Origin of the sequence: Sphingomonas immobilis (assembly GCF_030580995.1) — a bacterium.
GTDB lineage: Bacteria > Pseudomonadota > Alphaproteobacteria > Sphingomonadales > Sphingomonadaceae > Sphingomonas > Sphingomonas immobilis.
Genome location: NZ_JAUQSZ010000004.1, coordinates 266,649 through 286,494 on the forward strand (window position 1 = coordinate 266,649; position 19,846 = coordinate 286,494).

The following is a 19,846-nucleotide window of genomic DNA, read 5'->3' on the forward strand; positions in this document are numbered from 1 at the left end:
CGATGCCGATGACCAGCACGACCCCATCCCCGCCCGGCGCGACGCGCGGTTACCTGACCGGCGGAGCGATGGTCGCGCTGTTCCTGTCGTTCTACGTGATCGCGTTCATCGACCGGCAGGTCATCAACATGATGGTCAAGCCGATCCAGGCGCATCTCGGCTTCACCGAGCTTCAGATGAGCTGGTTGATGGGGCCGTCCTTCGGGCTGTTCTTCGCATTGTGCGGGTTGCTGATGGGCGGCCTGATCGATCGCTTCTCGCGCCGCTGGCTGACGACGGGGGCGATCATCGTCTGGGGACTGGCGACGTGCGTGTGCGGGCTGGCGGGCGCGTTTCCGGTGCTGCTGATCGGGCGGATGGGCGTGGGCGTCGGCGAATCGGCGCTGACGCCTGCCGCGCATTCGCTGATCACCGAGCAGTTCCCGCGCGAGAAGCTGTCGACCGCGCTCGCCACCTATTCGCTGGGCTCGGTGATCGGCACGGGCCTCGCGACGATCCTCGGCGGGCAGCTCGTCCATCTGATCGCCGAAGGCAGCCCGCAGGCGGTGCCGGTGATCGGCACGGTGCAGCCGTGGCAGATGGTGTTCCTGGCGGTGGGCGTGCCGACCGTCCTGCTCGCGCCGCTCGCGCTGCTGGTGAAGGAGCGGATCGACCGCCGGCACGAGGCGGTGGCCGGGCGCGACATGAGCATGTCGATCGCCGCCTTCTTCCGCTTCTGCGCCTCCAACCCGCGGCTGTTCTTCGGCCTGCCGGTGGCGTTCGGCACGCTCAACATCATCACCAATTCGCTGCTGTCGTGGATCCCCACCTTCATGCAGCGCACGTATGGCTGGAACATCGCCAATATCGGCCTTGCCTGGGGCACCGAGCATATCATCGCCGGGCTGATCGGGCAGATCGGCGGGGCGATGCTGGTCGATCGGCTCTATGCGCGCGGCATGGCCGACGCGCACGTCCGCTACCAATGGGTCGGCGTGCTGATCGGCGTGCCGGCGACGATCATCGGCCTGCTGTCGGGCAATCCGTGGATCTTCCTGGGCACGATGGCGATCTATTCGGTGCTCTGCTACCCGTTCCTCGGCTATGCCGTCGCCGCGCTCCAGCTGCATACGCCGCCGCACCTGCGCGGGCGGATGTCCGCCTGGTTCTACGCCGTCATCACCGTGCTGGGATCGCTGATCGGCGCACCGATCACCGCCTTCATCACCCAGTCGGTGTTCGTCGACAAGGCCAAGATCGGCCTGTCGATGGTCACCGTCATGGCGATTTTCGCGCCGATCGTCGTGCTGCTGCTGATGTGGGTCGGCAACAATCTGCGCGCGATGAACCACAAGGAACAGTGACGCTCATGTCCCTCCCGAAACCGCTCGCGGGCATCCGCGTGGTCGATCTCGGCCGCACCTTCGCAGCCCCCTTCTGCACGCAGATGCTCGCCGATCTCGGTGCCGACGTCATCAAGCTGGAACGCAAGACGCGCGGCGACGAGATGCGCCACTACGGCCCGCCCTTCGTCAAGGATGCGAACGGCAACGACGTGCCGATCTCGAGCTATTTCATCGGGGCCAATCGCGGTAAGAAATCGGTCGAGGTCGATCTCACCAAGCCCGGCGCGCAGCAGATCGTGCGCGATCTCGCCGCGATCAGCCATGTGATGGTCGAGAATTTCAAGGTCGGCGACCTCGCCCGCTACGGCCTCGACTATGCCGGCATCCGCGAGGTCGCGCCCGACATCGTCTATTGCTCGATCACCGGCTTCGGCCAGACGGGGCCCTATGCGCCGCGCCCCGGCACCGACAGCGTGTTTCAGGCGATGAGCGGGATGATGAGCATCACCGGCGAACCCGATCAGCCGCCGACCAAGATCGGCCTGATCATCAGCGACCTGATCACCGGCCTGTACGCCTCCAACGCGATCCAGGCGGCGCTGCGCGTGCGCGAGCAGGGCGGGCCGGGCCAGCATATCGACATGGCGCTGCTCGACGTGGCGGTGGCGACCATGTCGCACCGCGCGATCGATTACCTGATGACGGGCGACATCCCGCTGCGCCTCGGCACCGCCGCCGCCGGATCGGCACCGGCGCAGACCTATTCGTGCAAGGACGGGATGATCAACATCCAGGCGAGCGCGGAGGACAAGTTCCGCATCTTCTGCGGCGTGATCGACCGGCTCGACCTGCTGACGCATCCGCTGTTCGGGACGCGCGCGGAACGCTTCACCAACGTCGCCGCGCTGGAGGTGGAGATCACCCGCACGCTTGCCGACTGGGCGCTCGGCGATCTCTACGAGGCGCTGGTCGCCGCCAACATCATCTGCTCGCCGATCTACACGGTCGACCAGTGTTTCGCCGACCCGCAGATCGTCAGCCGCGATCTGGCGCGGACGGTGGTCGACAGCTCGGGCATCACCCTGCCGATGATCGCCAACCCCATTCGCATGTCCGAAACGCCGGTCAACCAGGTATCCCCACCGCCGCAGCTCGGCGAACATACCGACAGCGTGCTGCACGAGGTGCTGGGCTATGACGATGCGCGCATCGCGGCGCTGCGCGCGGAAGGCGCGATCTGACCGCTCAGCCGGGCTGGGCGTCGAAATCGCCTTCCTCGATCGGCAGGTCGATCGCCTTCGCCTCGTCCGCATCGGCATCGGGCGGCGTCTCCGCCTGATCTTCGCTCAACACCGGCGCGCGGCCATCCTCGGTCAGCGCGTCGGGATCCTTGGGGTCGGCCATCGCATCTCTCCTCTGGCGGAGTCAGCGCGCGAGCGCGGGCGCGGTTCCCTTCACAGCGGGGCGGGCATCGTCACTTCGAAATCGAGCAACTGCTGCGCCTTGCCCTTGGCAAGCGGATCGAGCCGCAGGCTGGCGAACTGCCCGCCGCCGAGCGCATCGAGGAAATGCAGGTTGAGCGCGTCCATCCCCGGCACGTCGTAGCGGTTGACGGCGGGGTTGCGCGCGCCTTCGAACTCGTGCGCGAAGAAGGCGCGCATCGCCTCTTCCGTCAGAGCAGCGCGGATATAGGGCAGATACTCGGGCCGGCGCGCGATGACGCCGATGTTGAACGCATCGCCCTTGTCGCCCGAGCGGGCCCAGGCGAGCTCGATCAGCGGCACGGTGCGCGTCGCGGCGGGCGGCGCGGGCGCATCGGGCGCGGCCGGGCGCACGATCATCGCCGGATCGAAGCGCGCCGGCGGGGCAGGGGTGGCGACCGTTTCGGTGGTGTCGAGCGTCACCGTCACAGACACCGCCTCGCGGTCGATCAGGCAGGAAAAGACGCGCATCACCGGCGTCACCTGCCCGCGCCCGCCGAACCAGCCGGTCGTGCCGACCGACATCGACGTGGTCGGCGAATCGAACTCGCGCAGAAAATATTTGAAGGCGCGGGTGTCGTCATGCTCGACCGCGATCTTGCAGACCACTTCGCGCGTCGCCTGCGCGCGGGCATTGGCACCGTAGCTCGATTCGGCGCCGATGATCTCGATCCTTTTGGCGCGGAACGGCCCGAGGTTGCGGTCGCGCAGCATCTCCTCGACGCGGGTGACGACCGCCTCACCCTGCTGCTGCGCCTTCCGTGCGGCGTCGCGGCCGACGACGGGCATGAAGGCGAGGCAGCGCTCGCCGTCCTGGTGCGTGATCGACACCTTGTAGCTGCCGCTCGGTGGATAGCCGATCGCGCCCGCCACGCGCACGCGGTTCGTGCCGATCTCCTCGATCGTCACCTGCGTGAAATCGCACACCACGTCGGGCAGCATATAGGCCTGCGGATCGCCGACCTCGTAGAGCGTCTGCTCGGCGACGACCCCGCGCGAGACGAGGCCGCCGGTGCCCTCGGGCTTGGTGACGACGAAGCTGCCGTCGGCCGAACATTCCACAATCGGATAGCCGATATGCGCCCAGTCGGGCACGTCCTCCCAATCGGTGAACAGCCCGCCCGACCCTTGCGCGCCGCACTCGACGATATGCCCGGCGAGCGACCCGGCCGAGAGCAGGTCGTACTGCTCGGGCGACCAGCCGAATTCGTGCATCAGGATGCCGAGCGTCAGCGCCGAATCGACCGCGCGGCCGGTGATGACGAGATCGGCACCCATCGCCAGCGCCTTCGCGATCGGCGTCGCGCCGAGATAGGCGTTGGCGGTGACGATCTGATCGTGCGGGGGGAAGGGCGTGCCGGTGTAGAGTTCGGTCTGGGCGGAGAGTTCGTCGAGCCGCCCCAGCATGTCGTCGCCCTCGACGATCGCGATTTTGAACGAGAGGCCGGCGTCGGCAGCGATCTTGGCAAGCCGCGCGGCGCACGCTTGCGGGTTCACGCCGCCCGCGTTGGTGACGATCTTCGTGCCCGTCTCCTTCAGCGCGCGCAGATTGTCCTTCCAGACCCATTCGGTGAAATCCGCGGCATAGCCGAGATCGGCGCGGTGGCGCTTCATGTTGCCGAGCACGGACATCGTCGCTTCGGCAAGGTAATCGAGGATCAGATAATCGACGCCGCCTGCGATCAATTGCGCGGGCGCGACCGAGGAGTCGCCGTAAAAGCCGCACGCGCCGCCGATCCGCACTGTCTTCGTCATATCTAGGAATCCTCTCCCGGCCGCCTTACCGCGCATCTATTCACTTGGTAAACCAGGTTGCCGAGGATATCGATCGTGCAAACGACAAGAGGATGCGGGTAATGGCGGATTTCGATCTCATCATTCGCGGCGGCACCGTTCACGACGGGGAGGGCGGCGCGGCGCGCATCGCCGATGTCGCCATCAAGCATGGGCTGATCGCGGCGATCGGCGCGGTCTCCGGCACCGCCGCCGAGGAGATCGACGCGACCGGCAAGATCGTCACGCCCGGCTTCATCGACGTCCACACGCATTACGACGGCCAGGCGATGTGGGAGAACCGCATGGCGCCGTCGTCGGGCCACGGCGTGACGAGCGTGGTGATGGGCAATTGCGGCGTCGGCTTCGCGCCGTGCCGACCGGGCGAACGCGACATGCTGGTCGCGGTGATGGAAGGCGTCGAGGACGTGCCCGAGGTGGTGATGACCGAAGGGCTGCCGTGGAACTGGGAGACGTTCCCCGAGTATCTCGACGCGCTCGGCGAACGATCGTTCGACATCGACGTGGCGGCGCAGCTCCCGCACTCCGCCCTGCGCGTCTATGTGATGGGCGAACGCGCGGCGAGCCACGAGCCGCCGACCGCCGACGATCTCGCGCAGATGCGCGCGCTGACCGCCGAGGCGATCCGCGCCGGCGCGATCGGCGTCACCACGTCGCGCAACATGATGCACCGCACGAAGGCGGGCGATCTCGCGCCGAGCCTGTTCTCCGAAGAGGACGAGCTGCGCGCGCTGGCGGGCGGCCTGCACGATGCCGATGCCGGCGTGCTGCAGATCATCCCGCGCGTGATGGGCGATGCGGGCGATGAGATCGGCCTGATCCGGCGTCTCGCCGAAAGCGCGGGGCGGCCCACTTCCTATTCGCTGCTGCAGATGCCCGCCGGGCCGGAGGATGCGTGGCAGGTCTATCTGCGCGGCACCGCCGATGCCAATGCCGCGGGCGTGCCGATCCGCGCGCAGGTCGCGCCGCGCCCCGTCGGCATGTTCTACGGGCTCGATCTCAGCTTCCACCCCTTCTCGCTCCACCCGAGCTTCCGCGCGCTCAACGGCCTCACGCTCCCCGAAAAGGTCGCCGCGATGCGCGATCCGGCTTTCCGGGAAAGGTTGCTGGCGGAGGTGGCAGAGGATACCAATCCGGTCTCGCTCAAGACCGTCCACGCCGCGCGCTACGGCTATGAGATGGGCGACGAGGCGATCTACGATCCGCCGCTCGACCAGCGGCTCGACAAGCGCGCGGCGGCGGCGGGCGTGTCGTTCGAGGCGTTCGCTTACGACCTGCTGATGCAGAACGAGGGCCGCACCTTGATCTATCAGCCCGGTGCCAATTACCGCGACGGCAATTACGACGCCGTGCGCGCGATGCTCGATGACGACAATACGATCGTCGGGCTTGCCGATGGCGGCGCGCATTACGGCATGATCTGCGATGCGAGCTTCCCGACCTATTACCTGCAATATTGGGCGCGCGACGTGGCGGCGGCGCAGCGCATTCCGCTCGCCAAGGCGGTCGCGGCGCTGACCAGCGCCGCCGCCGACACCGTCGGCCTCTCCGATCGCGGCCGGTTGCGGCCGGGCTACAAGGCCGATCTCAACGTCATCGACTTCGACGCGCTCAAGCTCCACGTGCCGTCGGTGACGCACGATCTCCCCGCCGGCGGCAGGCGGTTGCGCCAGATCGCCGATGGCTATGCCGCGACGATCGTCTCCGGCGTCGTCACCTACCGCGACGGCGCGCCGACCGGGGCGCTGCCCGGCCGGCTCGTCCGCCCGCAAAACGTGAAGGAAGTCGCATGAACGCCCCGATCCGCATCCTGCCCGAACTGACGCCCGAGAATACGCCCTTCTGGACGGGCGGGGAACGCGGCGAGCTGATGATCGCGCATTGCGACGCCTGCGATCACGCGATTCACCCGCCTGAGCTGATCTGCCCCGTCTGCCTGTCGCGCAGCGTCACGCCGCGCGCGGCGGCGGGGACGGGGGTGATCCACAGCTACACCGTCAATTACCAGCCGTGGCTGCCCAATCTGCAGGTGCCCTACGCGCTCGCGGTGGTCGATCTCGACGGCGAGCCGGGCGTGCGGCTGACCGCGCAGATGCAGGGCATCGACCCGGAGAGCGTCGCGATCGGGCAGAAGGTGCGCGTCGCCTTCGTCCAGGTCGAGGATGTCTGGATTCCCGAATTCCACCGCATCGACGGTTGAGTTGAACCCAGGAGTTTTCGTGAACGACTATGAGGATATTACGGTCGGCCGTGCCGGACCGATCGGCACGCTGACGCTTGCCCGTCCCGAGAAGGGCAACACCTTGCGCCCGCAGACGCTGGCGGAAATCTGCCGCGGGATGGACGAATTGATCGCCGATGCCGGGGTGAAGGCGATCGTCTTTGCCGCCGACGGCAAGCATTTCTGCGCGGGCGCCGATTTCGCCTTTCTCGACGATCTGACGCAAATGCCCGCGAGCGACATCAAGGCGCAGATCTATGCCCATTTCCAGGGCGCGGCGAAGCGCATCTACACCTGCCCCAAGCCGACGGTGGCGCTGGTGCAGGGTGCCGCCGTCACGGTCGGCTGCGAACTTGCGCTCGCCTGCGATTTCCGCATCGTGGCGGAGAATGCATTCTTCCAGGAAAGCTGGATCAAGCTCGGCATCATGCCGCCGCTCGGCGGGCTGTTCCTGCTGCCGCGGCTGATCGGGCTCGGCCGCGCATCGCAGATGGTGCTGCTCGGGCAGGCGGTGAAGGCGGCCGAGGCGGAGCGGATCGGCCTGGCGGGCGAGATCGTCGCGGCCGATGCGCTGGCGGAGCGTGGCGCGGCGTTCGCGGGCGAACTCGCCGCGATCGCGCCGCTCGCCTATGCCTCGGTGAAGGAGGCGCTGCACCGCGGACTCGAAACCTCGATGGAGGCGGAATGGTCGGCGAACGTGCTCAACCAGGCGATCCTGCTCGGCACCGAGGATTTCCGGGAAGGGCTCGCGGCGGTGAAGGCCAAGCGCGCGCCGGTGTTCGCGGGGCGCTGACGATGGCGGACCTGACGCAATTCTCGATAACCGATGGCCTCGCGCGGATCACGCTCGACCGGCCCGAGAAGCTCAACGCGATCAGCCTCGCGAGCTTTCGCGAGATCGACGCGCATCTCGACCGCATCACGCCCGACACGGTCGGCTGCGTGCTGCTCGATGCGGCGGGGCGGAGCTTCTGCGCCGGGCACGATCTCGACGATATCGCCGGCGGGTCGGAGGACAATGCCGCCGGCCGCTTCGAGACGGGCGTGATCGAACGGCTGGCGACGCTGCCGATGCCGGTGGTCGCGGCGGTGCAGGGGCATTGCATGACGGGCGGGCTGGAGCTGGTGCTCGCCGCCGACATCATCATCGCTGGCGAAGGCGCGAAATTCGCCGACACCCATGCGAAATGGGATCTCGTGCCGATCTGGGGCCTCTCGCAACGCCTGCCGCGCCGCATCGGCCCGGCGCGCGCCGACGAGATGATGTATGCCTCGCGCACTTATTCGGGGGCGGAGGCCGCCGCGATGGGGCTGGCGAACCTGTGCGTGGCCGACGATGCGCTGGCGGCGGAGGCGGAGCGGATGTGCGCCGATATCCTCGCCAACAGCTGGCGCGCGACGCGCGCGATGAAGGCGCTGCGCCGCGAGACCGACGGCATGACGCTGACCGGCGGCATCGCCTGGGAAATGCACCACACCGCCGGGCGCGGCCCGGAAATGGCCGATCGGCTCGCGCGGCTGCGCAGGAAATAAAGGAAGCAAGACCATGAAGATTTTCGTGATCGGCGGCACCGGCCTGATCGGTGGACATGCGGCGCGCGCGATGGCCGCGGCGGGGCACGAGGTGTCGAGCCTCGCGCGCTCCGATGCGTCGGAGGAGAAGCTGAAGGCGACCGGGATCGCGCCGATCCGCGGCGATGCCGAGGACCGCGACGCGCTTGCCCGCGGCATTGCGGATGCCGAGACGGTGGTGTTCGCCCCCTCGATGGGCGATGCCGAGACGGCGGTGGTCGACTGGATGCTCGATCACATGAGCGCGAGCGGCAAGTCGCTGATCTTCTGTTCTGGCACTGGCGTGCTGGGCCAGCGCACCGGCGGCGCGTGGAGCGAGGATACGTTCGCCGAAACCGACGAGTTCGTGCCGCAACGCGCGATCTCGACGCGCTGGGCGCTGGAAGGGCGCGTCCGCTCGGCCGCCGCCAAGGGCCTGAAGCGCGGCATCGTGGTGCGTCCGCCGGCGGTGTGGACGCACGATCAGCCCCATGCGCTCGTCACCGACGTGCTCGGCTCGGTGCGCAAGACGGGTGCCGCCTGCTACATCGGCGAAGGCCTCAATATGTATACCCACATCCACGGCGAGGATCTGGGCGAGGCCTTCCGCCACGTCGCCGAGGCCGGCCAGGACCGCGCGGTCTATCACGCCGTCGCCGGTGAAGTGCCCAACCGCTGGATCGCCGAGACGGTGGCGCGGCTGACGGGCGCGCCGACGCGCAGCATCACGATGGACGAGGCGATCGCCTTGTGGGGCAAGTTCGCGACGCTGATCGTGTTCGGCGTGTCGAGCCGGTCGCGCAGCCCGCGCACGCGGCGCGAGTTCGGCTGGTCGCCGAAGCACACCGACATGCTGGCGGCGGCCGAACAGTCGATCAAGCAACTGCTCGCGGCCGATCCGCTCTAGGGCGCGCTCACCCCAGTTCCTCGATCATCCGCGCGGCGGCGCGGCGATCGAGCTTGTTGGTGCCGGTCGCGGGGGCGGCGGCGGCGATGACGAGCTTGCGCGGCACCTTGTAGGACGACAGCAGCGGTTTCGCGGCGGCCAGCACCGCATCGCGTTCCAGCGTGACGTCGGCGTGCGGCACCAGCAGCGCGCCGACCACCTGCCCGCGCACCGGATCGGCGATGCCGAGGACATGCGCCTCCGCGACGCCGGGCAGGGTGAGCAGCGCCGCCTCGACCTCGGCGGGCGCGACATTGGCGCCGGCGGTCTTGATCATCGCGTCGCGCCGGCCGTGGAAGAACAGGTGCGCGTCGCGGATCGAGCAGATGTCGCCGGTCGCGAACCAGCCGTCGGCATCGAACGTATCGGTCCGCTCGCGCCCGGCATAGCCGAGCATCAGCGTGTCGCCGCGCACGTGCAGCTCGCCCGGCTCGCCCTCACCGAGCAGTTCGCCGGTTTCGGGATCGACGATGCGATGCTCCATGCCGGGCGCGAGCAGCCCCATCGCGCCGCGATGATCGTCGTCGATCTCGGCCATCGCCAGGCTGTGCGGGCCCGAGGTTTCGGTCATCCCCATCGCCCAGCCAAAGCCGTTGGGATTGCGCTGGTGCCGCTCGGGCGGGATCATGTCCAGCACGGTGCCGATGCGCATCGCGCTCCAGTCGCGGCCCGCGAAGCTCGGGTCTTCGGCGATCTGGCGCGCCATGTGCGGCCAGACCTGCAGCGTGGTGCAGCGCTCGCGCTCGATCACGTCGAGCAGCGCCGCGCCGCTCCTCGCCGAGCTGACCAGCGCGCCGCCAACCTGCATCAGCGTCATCAGCGAGGTGACGAGCCCGCCGACCCAGAACATCGGCGAGGCCCCGAACAGCCGGTCGCCATCGCGATACGGCATCGACGCCGCCCAGCGCCGCGACGATCGCATGAAGGTGCCGTGGCTGTGGATCACGCCCTTGGGCTCCGACGTCGAGCCCGAAGTGTAGATGATCGTCAGCATGTCGGCGGGCGTGACCAGCGCCTCCGCCGCGGTGACGCAGGCCGCTGCCGCTGGCGGCGCGGGCGATTCGACGATCGTCGTCGCCCATGCCGCCGTCCCGTGCCAGAGCCAGATCGCGCGCAGATGCGGCACCTCGGGCTGCGCGATCGCGGGGCCGCGCGCGCCGTCGCCCAGCATCGCGCTTATCCGCGCGAGGAAATCCGTGCCGAGATACGCATCGGTCGCGATCAGCAGCGCGAACCCGGCGCTGCGGCTGATGCGCGCCAGTTCGGGCGGGCTCGACAATGTGCTGACCGGAATCGGGACCGCGCCGATCCGCGCCAGTGCGAAAAAGCTCACCACGAACGCCGCACCGTTCGGCAGCAGCAGCCCCACGCGCGTGCCCCGCCCGACGCCGGCCGCGAGCAGGTGCGCCGCGAACGCCGCCGATCGCGTGTCGAGTTCGGCATAGGTCAGCCGCTCGTCGTCGATCACCAGCACGTCGCGCTGCCCGTGCGTCGCTGCGCCCCAGGCGAGCAGGGCGGGCACCGTCGCCGCGACGGGCGCGGTCTTGCTCCAGTCCAGATGTGCGGGTGCTTGCACCGCCATAACCTCTCCTCATCTTTTCACGCGACGTTGACACGGAAGCCCGGTGCGAACAACGGAACATTGAAATCGGTAAGAGGATGACAGGTGAGCAACGCTGACAGCACGAAAGGCGGCTATTCGCCGCAGGCCCTGGAAATCGCCGCGAAGGTCGAGGCGTTCGTTCGCGACGTCGTCACGCCTTACGAGGCCGACACGCGGCGCGACCATCATGGCAACCCGCTCGATTCGCTGATTGATGAGCTCAAGGAGAAGGCGCGCGCGGCGGGCGTGCTCACGCCGCACATCCTGCCCGACGGCGGCCATCTGACGCAGCGCGAAACCGCGCTGGTGCTGCGCAAGTCGGGCCTGTCGATCCTCGGCCCGCTCGCCGTCAACACCACCGCGCCCGACGAGGGCAATATGTATCTGCTCGGCAAGGTCGGCAGCCCGGAGCTCAAGGAGCGTTTCCTGAATCCGCTGGTCCAGGGCAAGTGCCGCAGCGCCTTCTTCATGACCGAGCCCGATGGCGGCGCGGGCTCCGATCCGTCGATGATGAAGACGACCTGCAAGATGGATGGCAACCACTGGGTCATCAACGGCAAGAAGCGCTTCATCACGGGTGCCGACGGCGCGAGCGTCGGCATCATCATGGCGAAGTCGGATGACGGCGCCTGCATGTTCCTCGTCGATCTGCCCGATCCCGCGATCCAGATCACGCGCGTGCCCAACACGATCGACACCGGCATGCCCGGCGGCCATGCCGAGATCACGATCGACAATCTGCGCGTGCCCGCCGACCAGATGCTCGGCGAGAGTGGCGAGGGCTTCAAATACGCCCAGATCCGCCTTAGCCCGGCGCGGCTGTCGCATTGCATGCGCTGGCATGGTGCCGCGGTGCGCGCCAACGAGATCGCGACCGATTACGCCAACCGCCGCCAGGCGTTCGGCAAGACGCTGATCGATCACGAGGGCGTCGGCTTCATGCTTGCCGACAATCTGATGGACCTCAAGACGGCCGAACTGATGATCGACTGGTGCGCCGACGTGCTCGACACCGGCGCGCTCGGCACCGCCGAAAGCTCGATGGCCAAGGTGACGGTGTCGGAGGCGCTGAGCCGCGTCGCCGATCGCTGCGTCCAGGTGCTCGGCGGCACCGGCGTGACCGAGGATACGATGGTCGAGCATTTCTACCGCGAAATCCGCGCCTTCCGCATCTACGACGGCCCGACGGAGGTCCACAAATGGAGCCTCGCCAAGAAGATCAAGCGCGACTGGAAGGCGCAGCAGGAGTCGACGGCAGCATGACGGGGTTCGCGGTCGAATCGCAGATCGGCACCAGCGGGGTCCGCGACAAGCATCGTTTCGACGTCGCCGCGCTCGAGGCGTGGATGGTCGCGAACGTGGCCGGCTTCGAAGGGCCGCTCAGCGTCGAGCAGTTCAAGGGCGGCCAGTCCAACCCGACCTACAAGCTCATCACGCCCGCGCGGCAATATGTGATGCGCCGCAAGCCGCCGGGCGCGTTGCTGCCCGGCGCGCACGCGGTCGATCGCGAGGCGCGGGTGCTGTCGGCGCTGGAGGGGACCGGCGTCCCGGTCGCGCACGTCTACGGGCTCTGCACCGACGATGCCGTGATCGGCACCTGGTTCTTCATCATGGAAATGGTTGAGGGCCGGGTCGAGTGGGACGCGACCTTCCCGGACGTCCCGCGCGAGGAGCGCCCCGCCTATTTCGATGCGATGAACGCGGCGATCGCGGCGCTGCACCAGGTCGATCCCGATGCCGTCGGCCTCGGCGATTACGGCAAGCCCGGCAATTACTTCTCGCGCCAGATCGCGCGCTGGAGCCGCTCCTACAGCGAGGATGCCGACGCCGGCCGCGACCCGTATCTCGACAGGCTGATTGAGTGGTTGCCGACTGCGATTCCCGAGGGCGACGAGACCCGCATCGTCCACGGCGACTTCCGCACCGACAACATGATCTTCCACCCCACGGAGCCGCGCATCCTCGCGGTGCTCGACTGGGAGCTTTCGACGCTCGGCCATCCGCTCGCCGATTTCACCTATCACGCGATGATGTACCGGATGCCGCCGCTGATCGTGCCGGGGCTGGGGGGTGCCGATCTCGCCGCGCTCAACATCCCGAGCGAGGAGGCGTATCTCGCCGCATATTGCGCGCGCACCGGGCGTGACGCTCTGCCGGGCTATGATTTCGCGATCGCGTTCAATTTCTTCCGCTTCGCCGCGATCATCCACGGCATCAAGGGGCGGGTGATCCGCGGGACGGCCGCCAATGCCGAGGCGCAGGAACGTGCCGACGCGCTTCCCGCGCTTACCAAACTGGCGTGGGAACAGGCGAAGCGGGCCGGCGCGCCGGGCTAGGCGCTCAGGCGTTGAAAGTGAGCTTGAGCCCCGGTTCGGACCAGCGCGCGCGGACCAGCAGGCCGGTGGTCGACAGCGTCACATAGGCGTCGCGCATGTCCGCGCCACCAAAGGCGATATTGGTTACGAAGGTTTCGTCGAAGGGCGTTTGCGTGACCGAGCCGGCGGGCGTTACGGTCGAAATGCCGCCGTCGAAGATCGTGCCGACGCAGACGTTGCCCGCCGCCGTCACCGCCAGGCTGTCGAGCCACACCATGCCGGGCACGGTGCCGACGAAGCCGGGCTTCTGCCTGCCGCTTGCGGCCGCATCGAAGCTGTAGACGCGCGCCTGGAAGGTGTCGGCGACATAGACCGTCTTGCCATCGGGGGAGAGGCCGACGCCGTTATAGGATACCGCCTTGTCGCTGACGCGCGTAATGGTCGCGAGCGACGGGTCGCAGTGCAGCAGCGCGCTGGCTTCGGTGGTCCGGCCGTAGCGTTTGCCCATGTCGGTGAACCACAGGCTGCCGTCGGGCGCGAAGATGAGATCGTTGGGGGCGCTGAGCGGAATCCCTTCCGCTGCGTCGAACACGCGCTCGACCCGGCCGGTGGCGAGATCGATGCGTTCGAGCCTGCCCTCGCAGCCCGGCCCCGTGGCATTGCCGCCCGCCGCCATGTCGAGACCGCCGCTGTTGCAGACGTAGAGCGCGCCGTCGGGGCCGATCGCCGCGCCGTTGGGCCCACCGCCGATCTCCGATATCGTTTCCTTGCGGCCCTTCCAGCAGCGCGTGACGCGGCCGCCGCCCAGTTCGACCACGATCAGCGATCCGTCAGCCATCACGACCGGGCCTTCGGGGAAAGCCAGCCCCTCGGCGATGATCTCCACGGTCATGGCGCTCTCCTCATTCGCCGTTTCAGCGAACTTCGTATTTCTTGGCCTGGGCCATGATCGCGAAGCGATCGACCTGCGCCGTGCCGATCGGGTTGCCGACGAAACAATATTTGAGACCGGTCTGCAGCGCGCCGGCGCGCGTCTGGTCGAGCGATTCCCAGATCGCGCGCACCGTGCCCTGCGTCGCGGCGGGCGGCTTGGCGGCGATGATCCGCGCGAGCTCGTCGGCGCGCGCCCAGAGCCGGTCGAGCGGCACGACTTCCGAGACGAGGCCGATACGCCGCGCGGTTTCCGCCCCGATGCGCTCGTCATTGCCGAGCAGCGCCATGCGCAGCACGTCGCCCAGCGGCATACGGTAGGTGGCACCGATCGGCTCGAGCGCGGCCGTCATGCCGTACGTCACGTGCGGATCGAAGAAGGTCGCATCGTCGGAACAGATGATGATGTCGCTCTCGTTGATCCAGTAGAACGCGCCGCCCGCCGCCATGCCGTGGACGGCGGTGATGACGGGCTTCCAGCAGCGCGCGGCCTTCGGGCCGAGGAAATCGCCGGGGTCGCGCGCGGTCCAGATGTTCTCGTGCATGATCGCCTCGCCCGGCTCGCGCGAGAGCTTCACGTCGACGCCGGTCGAGAAGGCGCGGCCCGGCGCGGCGCGCAGCACGACGGCGTGAATGTCATCGTCGGCACCGATATCCTTCCACAGGAATTCGAATTCCTCGAGCATCCGCTTGGTGAAGGAATTGAGCGCTTCGGGCCGGTTGATCGTCACCGTTGCGACGTGATCGGCCTTGTCGACGAGAATCGTTTCAAATTGCACTGTCGGCCCCTCTAACTAAGTTATATATCCTTAAGCGCCGCGCGTGGACCAGGCAACCTTGCGCTCTTTGCGCGGCATCGCGTAGGCTTATGAATCAAACTCGGGGATGCGCAGTGGACGACAACAATCAGAACGGTTCGCTGGGGAAGGCGTCGGCGGGGCGCGACGAGTATCTCGCACGACAGGCGATCCGCGTTCCCAAGACGGCGGAGGTCGTCGCCGACCATATCCGCCGCCGCATCATCCGCGGCGAGCTGAAGGAAGGCGACTTCCTTCCGCCAGAGGGTCAGTTGATGGCGACGCTCGGCATCTCACGCCCGACGCTGCGCGAATCCTTCCGCATCCTGGAGGCGGAGATGCTGATCAGCGTCGTGCGCGGGTCGCGCACCGGCGCGCGCGTGCATCAGCCGCGGGTCGAGAGCGTGTCGCGCTATGCGGGCTTCGTGCTGGCGGCGCAGGGCACCACGATCGCCGACATCTACGAGGCGCGGCTGGCGATCGAGCCGTTCATCGCCCGCCGCCTCGCCGAGACGCGCCCGGCCGATGCCGTCGCGCGGCTGCGGGCGGAGGCCGCGCGGCTCACCAGCTTCGTCGAGGCGAAGCAATATGTCGATTTCATGATCGGCCTGGCGGAATTCCACCGCCTGCTGGTCGAACTCGGCGGCAACCACACGCTGCTGTTCCTGACCGCGGTGTTGCAGGATGTCGTCGAACATTATCAGGTCTCCTCGCTCTCCCGCCGCGCCATGCCGGAGGAGACGCAGCGGCGGCGCTCGCTGTGGGGCATCCGTTCGTTCCAGAAGCTGATCGAACTGATCGACGCCGGGCGCGGCGACGAGGCCGAGGAGCATTGGCGGTTGCACGTCGTCAACTCCAACAAGTCCTGGCTCGACACCGGCGATGGCGAGCGGCTGGTCGATTTGCTCGACTAGCGCGGCGGCTCAGCCTTCCGCATCGAAGCCGACGAAGGTGGCGGCTTCCGCCACGGACTTGCGGTGCGACACGACGGTGTTCGCCGGAAACGTGTCGTCGGGAAAGCCGAGCGCGACGCAGATCATGATGACCTGATCCTCGGCGATGCCGGCATGTTCGCGCACGACCGGCGATTGCATGATGCCCTGGCTGTTGATGACGCAGCCCAGCCCGCGCGACCAGGCGGCGTTGACCAGCGCGTTGGTCACCGCGCCGCAATCGAACGGTGCGATGTCGCCGCCGAGCAGGACGCGGTCATAGGTGATGACGATCGAGACGGGGGCGTCGAACTGGCGGAAACCCCGCAACACCCAGTCGCGCCGCGCCGCCTTGTCGTCGCGCGCGATGCCCATCACTGCGAACAGTTGCTTGGCGATCTCGATCTGCCGGGCGCGGTGGACGCCCTCGTAAAGCTCCATTTTGCGGAACTCGCGCGATTCGGGGATCCCGGCGAGGTTGCGGCGGCTGTTCTCCGCGCGGATGCGGTCGAGCGGCGCGCCGGTCACGACGTAGAAATTCCACGGCTGCGTGTTGAGCGATGACGGCGCGCGCATAGCGAGCGCGATCACCTCTTCCAACAATGCCCTGGGTACAGGATCGGGCTTGAAGCCGCGGGTGCTGCGGCGTCCTGTGACGACGGTATCGAAATCCGGGGGCGCCAAATCCTGCGTCATCGTCCGCTCCTGAGGATTTTTCGGGTGACGATAGCGCGCCGACCCGGCGTGTCGAATCCTCCGAGGCGATGCCGGCGGCCGCGACGGGCGGCCGCCGGCAGATGGATCAGGCCGAGGCGAACATCGCCATGATCTCGCCCGAGGTGACGGGACGGCGCGCCTCCCCGACGAGGTTCATGCTTTCGGTCTTGAGACCGCCGAGCCCCTCACGCGGCTCGACGTTCACGTCGCGGCCGAGATAGCGCAGCGCGCCGACGGTGCAGTTCTCGCGTCCGCCCATCGCCTCGATCGGATCGTAGTTGAGCAGCTTCATCGCATTGAGATGCGTGAGCTTGTCGATGACCTCCTTGGGCTGGCCGAGCAGCGAGACCCAGAGATGCTCGGGGCAGTTCGGCCACAGCGTGTCCGAATGCGGATAATCCGCCTCGTAACAGACCATGTCGGTGTTCATGTAGTCGAGGCTCTTCAGCCCGAACTGGTCGTCGATGAAGCAGGTGACGATGTGGCGCTTGAACACGTCCGACGGGCGCTCGTTCGCGAAATCGCTGAACGTCCATTCGTGATGATGCTCGTAGGTGAAATCGGCGCGTTCGAGCAGATACGGAATCCAGCCGATGCCGCCTTCGGACAGCGCCATGCGCAGTTCCGGGTGACGCTTCCAGAACGATCCGAACAGCCAGTCCGCCGCCGAGTTGGAGATCGACATCGGCATGGTGGTGATCCAGGCGTCGATCGGCGTCTCATCGGATGCGTGCGCGGCGCGCGCGCCCGTGCCGATATGGCAGTTGAGCAGCATCTTGTATTCGACGCAGGCGCCCCAGAACGGCTCCCAATATTCGTTATGCAGGCTCGGCAGGCCGGCCAGCGCGGGATTGTCGGGGAAGGTGATGTTATGCACGCCGAGCTTCGACATGCGCTTCATCTCGGCGAGCGTCAGGTCCATGTCCCACAGCGGCAGGATGATCATCGGGATCAGGCGGTTCTTGCCGATCTCGCACCATTCCAGCACGTGCCAGTCGTTCCAGGCGCGGATCGCCATCAGCGCTTCGGCCTTGTCCTCGGCGGCGATGAAGACACCGCCGGCGAAGCTCGGGAAGGTCGGGAAATTGAGCGAGCCGAGGATGCCGTTGGCGTTCATGTCATCGACGCGGGCCTTGGCATCGAACGTGCCGGGACGGAGCTGCTCGAAACGGGTCGGCTCCATACCGTATTCGCTGCGCGGGCGGCCGACCACTGCGTTGAGGCCGATGGTGGGATAGCGCTTGCCGTTCCACAGCCATACGTCCTTGCCGCCATGATCGACGATACGCGGCGCGCGATCCTTCTTGTCGGCGGGGTAGTGCCGGAGGAACGCCTCGGGCGGTTCGACGGCGTGATCGTCCACGCTGACGATGATCATGTCTTCCATCTGCACGGCCACTCTCCTCGGTTTTGCTATTCTGCAACTGACGATGCGTCAGTTTATGACTCGAACATCTCCAGCGCAAGATGAATCTACAGCATATTCCCCCAGAAAGCGCGCCGTGGCTGCAGCGATGTCGTCAGCCATGCGAAGCGCCGGGGCGGCGTGCGCAACGAGATCGAAGCCATGGAATGCGCCTGGATAGACGTGAAGCTCGACCGGCACGGCAGCATGCGAGAGCCTCGTCGCATAGGCTACGTCCTCATCGAGAAAGAGGTCGAGCGCACCGACCGCGATGAAGGCGGGGGCCAGACCGCGCAGATCCGTTGCCAGCGCCGGCGCGAAATATCCGGCGTTTTCGGAAGCGATCGGGCGGCCGCCGCGCATCGCCTCCCATCCGAAGCGCGTAGAACCGCGCGTCCAGATGAATTCCCCGGTACTGGGATTGGCCGAGTCGGGGGAGGCGGGATCGAGCATCGGATACGTCAGCACCTGTCCGGCCAGCGGGGGCAGGCCGCGATCGCGGGCAAGCAGCGCGAGCGCCGCGGCCAGCCCGCCCCCGGCGCTTTCGCCCGTGACGACGATCCGCGCCGGATCGATGGCGAGCGCAGGCGCTTCTGCAAACAGCCAGGCGAGCGCCGCGTAACAATCCTCGATCGGCCCCGGAAAAGGGGTTTCCGGGGCGAGGCGGTACTCGACCGATACCACGACCGCGCCGTGCCGCATGGCCCGCGCAGCGTTCGCCGCGTCGTTCATCGCGGCTGCGCCGATGACGAACCCGCCGCCATGAATGTGCAGGATTGCTGGCGAAGGGCTGGCCACGCCGGGCGGGCGGAACAGCCGCACGGCAACGGCGGGGGCACCATCCGCGCCGGGGACGTGCAACACCGCATCCGGCGCGGCGAGGGGTGCGCTGCCCAGCCGTTCGCGCATCAGCGCGCGTGTCTCCATCAGCGTCCCGGCGTGCAAGTCCCGCGTCGGGAGCATCTCGAGCAACGGCAGCAATGCCGGATCGACGAGGTGCCGGGTCGTCATTCGCGCACCAGCAGAAAACATCCGGCAAGTGGCCCGCCCGCGGTGGAAAGCGCGGCGACGCGCGGCTCGCCCTTCACCTGCCGCTCGCCGCCCAGACCCCAGAGTTGCGTACACGCCTCGTGGACCTGACCATAAGCGTGCATCCGCCCCGCCGACAGCGCGCCGCCGTTGGTGTTGATCGGCAGCTCCCCTTCCAGCGCGATGCGGCTGCCGTCGCCGATGAAGTCGCCCGCCTCGAAGCGCTTGCAGAAGCCGAAATTCTCGAGCCAGTTGATCGTGTGGAAGCTGAAGCCGTCATAGAGCTCGGCGACATCGACGTCGGCGGTCGTCATGTCTGTGCGGTTCCACATCATCTCGGCGACGTGCGGCTGGCCCTGCGTCGCCAGCGCATCGAGCTGCGTCCAGCTGTTGCGATAGCGCATGTTGGAGCCGACCGCCTCGATCCGCGTCACCGGGTTGGGCAGGTCGCGCGCGGCATCGACATGGCTGAGGATGATCGCGGTCGATCCGTCGATCGGCACGTCGCAATCGTAGAGCCGCAAGGGCGTCGAGATGATCGGCGAGGCGAAGTAGTCGTCGAGCGTGATCGGCGTGCGATAGACCGCGGCGGGATTGAGCCCGGCGTTGCGGCGCCCGTTGAGCGCGATGCGCGCGACCTGTTCGGGCCTGATCCCCGATTCGTGGACGTAGCGCGAGAAATACAGCGCCTGCTGCGTCGCGGCGGCATAAGTGTGATAGGGCGCATACCAGTTGAAACCGCCGCGCACGCGCTGCCCCGGCACGTTGAGCGCGTTGGCGAAGCCGGTTTTCCGCGCGGT

At 67.5% G+C, this 19,846-nt stretch carries 19 protein-coding genes; 10 read left to right on the forward strand and 9 right to left on the reverse strand.

The annotated features are described in order from the left end of the window. Positions 1–8: 8 nt before the first annotated feature. Both Q5H94_RS08240 and Q5H94_RS08245 read left to right on the forward strand, forming a co-directional pair. The gene (locus tag Q5H94_RS08240) at positions 9–1,343 is read left to right on the forward strand and encodes an MFS transporter (RefSeq protein WP_304560780.1); all 1,335 of its coding nucleotides are present in this window, start codon (positions 9–11) and stop codon (positions 1,341–1,343) included. A 5-nt stretch (positions 1,344–1,348) separates the two neighbouring features. Continuing rightward, the gene (locus Q5H94_RS08245; RefSeq protein ID WP_304560781.1) at positions 1,349–2,566 is read left to right on the forward strand and encodes a CaiB/BaiF CoA transferase family protein; all 1,218 of its coding nucleotides are present in this window, start codon (positions 1,349–1,351) and stop codon (positions 2,564–2,566) included. A gap of 4 nt (positions 2,567–2,570) precedes the next feature. Here the strand turns inward: Q5H94_RS08245 and Q5H94_RS08250 are convergent, their stop codons facing one another. Both Q5H94_RS08250 and Q5H94_RS08255 read right to left on the reverse strand, forming a co-directional pair. Next, positions 2,571–2,729 carry a hypothetical protein gene (locus tag Q5H94_RS08250; protein WP_304560782.1) on the reverse strand — a complete coding sequence of 53 codons (159 nt, stop codon included), beginning with the start codon at positions 2,727–2,729 and terminating at the stop codon, positions 2,571–2,573. A 50-nt stretch (positions 2,730–2,779) separates the two neighbouring features. Further along, a complete protein-coding gene (locus Q5H94_RS08255) occupies positions 2,780–4,561 on the reverse strand; it encodes an acyclic terpene utilization AtuA family protein (RefSeq protein ID WP_304560783.1) in 1,782 nt (593 codons plus the stop codon). Between the two features lie 101 nt (positions 4,562–4,662). Between Q5H94_RS08255 and Q5H94_RS08260 the strand changes: the two genes are divergently transcribed. From Q5H94_RS08260 to Q5H94_RS08280, 5 genes are read left to right on the forward strand one after another with little or no spacing between them, the layout of a single operon-like run. Next, complete coding sequence (locus Q5H94_RS08260; RefSeq protein WP_304560784.1) at positions 4,663–6,393, forward strand: N-acyl-D-amino-acid deacylase family protein; 1,731 nt, start codon at positions 4,663–4,665, stop codon at positions 6,391–6,393. Continuing rightward, a complete protein-coding gene (locus Q5H94_RS08265) occupies positions 6,390–6,800 on the forward strand; it encodes a Zn-ribbon domain-containing OB-fold protein (RefSeq protein WP_304560785.1) in 411 nt (136 codons plus the stop codon). The genes Q5H94_RS08260 and Q5H94_RS08265 overlap by 4 nt, the downstream gene beginning before the upstream one ends. Before the next feature lie 19 nt (positions 6,801–6,819). Further along, on the forward strand, positions 6,820–7,614 hold the full coding sequence (locus tag Q5H94_RS08270) for an enoyl-CoA hydratase/isomerase family protein (RefSeq protein WP_304560786.1): 795 nt from the start codon (positions 6,820–6,822) through the stop codon (positions 7,612–7,614). Between the two features lie 2 nt (positions 7,615–7,616). Next, positions 7,617–8,354, forward strand: coding sequence for an enoyl-CoA hydratase/isomerase family protein (locus Q5H94_RS08275; RefSeq protein ID WP_304560787.1), 738 nt, complete (start codon positions 7,617–7,619; stop codon positions 8,352–8,354). Between the two features lie 13 nt (positions 8,355–8,367). Further along, on the forward strand, positions 8,368–9,279 hold the full coding sequence (locus tag Q5H94_RS08280; RefSeq protein WP_304560788.1) for an NAD-dependent epimerase/dehydratase family protein: 912 nt from the start codon (positions 8,368–8,370) through the stop codon (positions 9,277–9,279). Positions 9,280–9,286: 7 nt separating this feature from the next. Here the strand turns inward: Q5H94_RS08280 and Q5H94_RS08285 are convergent, their stop codons facing one another. After that, a complete protein-coding gene (locus tag Q5H94_RS08285) occupies positions 9,287–10,900 on the reverse strand; it encodes a class I adenylate-forming enzyme family protein (protein WP_304560789.1) in 1,614 nt (537 codons plus the stop codon). Between the two features lie 84 nt (positions 10,901–10,984). Here Q5H94_RS08285 and Q5H94_RS08290 point away from each other — a divergent pair, with 84 nt between their 5' ends. Then, on the forward strand, positions 10,985–12,184 hold the full coding sequence (locus Q5H94_RS08290) for an acyl-CoA dehydrogenase family protein (protein WP_304560790.1): 1,200 nt from the start codon (positions 10,985–10,987) through the stop codon (positions 12,182–12,184). Continuing rightward, positions 12,181–13,257: a phosphotransferase gene (locus Q5H94_RS08295; protein ID WP_304560791.1), complete on the forward strand. Its 1,077-nt coding sequence runs from the start codon at positions 12,181–12,183 to the stop codon at positions 13,255–13,257. Before Q5H94_RS08290 ends, Q5H94_RS08295 begins: the two co-directional genes overlap by 4 nt. 4 nt (positions 13,258–13,261) lie before the next feature. Here Q5H94_RS08295 and Q5H94_RS08300 read toward each other — a convergent pair whose 3' ends face one another. Both Q5H94_RS08300 and Q5H94_RS08305 read right to left on the reverse strand, forming a co-directional pair. Further along, complete coding sequence (locus tag Q5H94_RS08300; RefSeq protein ID WP_304560792.1) at positions 13,262–14,128, reverse strand: SMP-30/gluconolactonase/LRE family protein; 867 nt, start codon at positions 14,126–14,128, stop codon at positions 13,262–13,264. Positions 14,129–14,150: 22 nt separating this feature from the next. After that, on the reverse strand, positions 14,151–14,945 hold the full coding sequence (locus tag Q5H94_RS08305; protein ID WP_304560793.1) for an enoyl-CoA hydratase/isomerase family protein: 795 nt from the start codon (positions 14,943–14,945) through the stop codon (positions 14,151–14,153). 113 nt (positions 14,946–15,058) lie between these two features. Between Q5H94_RS08305 and Q5H94_RS08310 the strand changes: the two genes are divergently transcribed. Beyond that, positions 15,059–15,877 (forward strand): FadR/GntR family transcriptional regulator, encoded by an 819-nt coding sequence (locus Q5H94_RS08310; protein WP_304560794.1) that lies wholly within the window; start codon positions 15,059–15,061, stop codon positions 15,875–15,877. A 9-nt stretch (positions 15,878–15,886) separates the two neighbouring features. Here the strand turns inward: Q5H94_RS08310 and Q5H94_RS08315 are convergent, their stop codons facing one another. The 4 genes from Q5H94_RS08315 to Q5H94_RS08330 all read right to left on the reverse strand — a co-directional run. Further along, positions 15,887–16,591: a nitroreductase gene (locus tag Q5H94_RS08315; protein WP_304560795.1), complete on the reverse strand. Its 705-nt coding sequence runs from the start codon at positions 16,589–16,591 to the stop codon at positions 15,887–15,889. Positions 16,592–16,697: 106 nt separating this feature from the next. Then, positions 16,698–17,999 (reverse strand): amidohydrolase family protein, encoded by a 1,302-nt coding sequence (locus tag Q5H94_RS08320; RefSeq protein ID WP_304560802.1) that lies wholly within the window; start codon positions 17,997–17,999, stop codon positions 16,698–16,700. Positions 18,000–18,047: 48 nt separating this feature from the next. Next, on the reverse strand, positions 18,048–19,028 hold the full coding sequence (locus Q5H94_RS08325; RefSeq protein WP_304560796.1) for an alpha/beta hydrolase: 981 nt from the start codon (positions 19,026–19,028) through the stop codon (positions 18,048–18,050). Continuing rightward, the coding region (locus tag Q5H94_RS08330) for a thiolase family protein (RefSeq protein ID WP_304560797.1) at positions 19,025–19,846 on the reverse strand (822 nt) is incomplete at its 5' end. The genes Q5H94_RS08325 and Q5H94_RS08330, both read right to left, overlap by 4 nt.

Coding starts and splice junctions, on each gene's coding strand:
- Q5H94_RS08240 (WP_304560780.1), top strand. CDS start 9: ATGACCAGCACGACCCCATCCCCGCCCGGCGCGACGCGCGGTTACCTG.
- Q5H94_RS08245 (WP_304560781.1), top strand. CDS start 1,349: ATGTCCCTCCCGAAACCGCTCGCGGGCATCCGCGTGGTCGATCTCGGC.
- Q5H94_RS08250 (WP_304560782.1), bottom strand. CDS start 2,729: ATGGCCGACCCCAAGGATCCCGACGCGCTGACCGAGGATGGCCGCGCG.
- Q5H94_RS08255 (WP_304560783.1), bottom strand. CDS start 4,561: ATGACGAAGACAGTGCGGATCGGCGGCGCGTGCGGCTTTTACGGCGAC.
- Q5H94_RS08260 (WP_304560784.1), top strand. CDS start 4,663: ATGGCGGATTTCGATCTCATCATTCGCGGCGGCACCGTTCACGACGGG.
- Q5H94_RS08265 (WP_304560785.1), top strand. CDS start 6,390: ATGAACGCCCCGATCCGCATCCTGCCCGAACTGACGCCCGAGAATACG.
- Q5H94_RS08275 (WP_304560787.1), top strand. CDS start 7,617: ATGGCGGACCTGACGCAATTCTCGATAACCGATGGCCTCGCGCGGATC.
- Q5H94_RS08280 (WP_304560788.1), top strand. CDS start 8,368: ATGAAGATTTTCGTGATCGGCGGCACCGGCCTGATCGGTGGACATGCG.
- Q5H94_RS08285 (WP_304560789.1), bottom strand. CDS start 10,900: ATGGCGGTGCAAGCACCCGCACATCTGGACTGGAGCAAGACCGCGCCC.
- Q5H94_RS08295 (WP_304560791.1), top strand. CDS start 12,181: ATGACGGGGTTCGCGGTCGAATCGCAGATCGGCACCAGCGGGGTCCGC.
- Q5H94_RS08300 (WP_304560792.1), bottom strand. CDS start 14,128: ATGACCGTGGAGATCATCGCCGAGGGGCTGGCTTTCCCCGAAGGCCCG.
- Q5H94_RS08315 (WP_304560795.1), bottom strand. CDS start 16,591: ATGACGCAGGATTTGGCGCCCCCGGATTTCGATACCGTCGTCACAGGA.
- Q5H94_RS08320 (WP_304560802.1), bottom strand. CDS start 17,999: ATGGAAGACATGATCATCGTCAGCGTGGACGATCACGCCGTCGAACCG.
- Q5H94_RS08325 (WP_304560796.1), bottom strand. CDS start 19,028: ATGACGACCCGGCACCTCGTCGATCCGGCATTGCTGCCGTTGCTCGAG.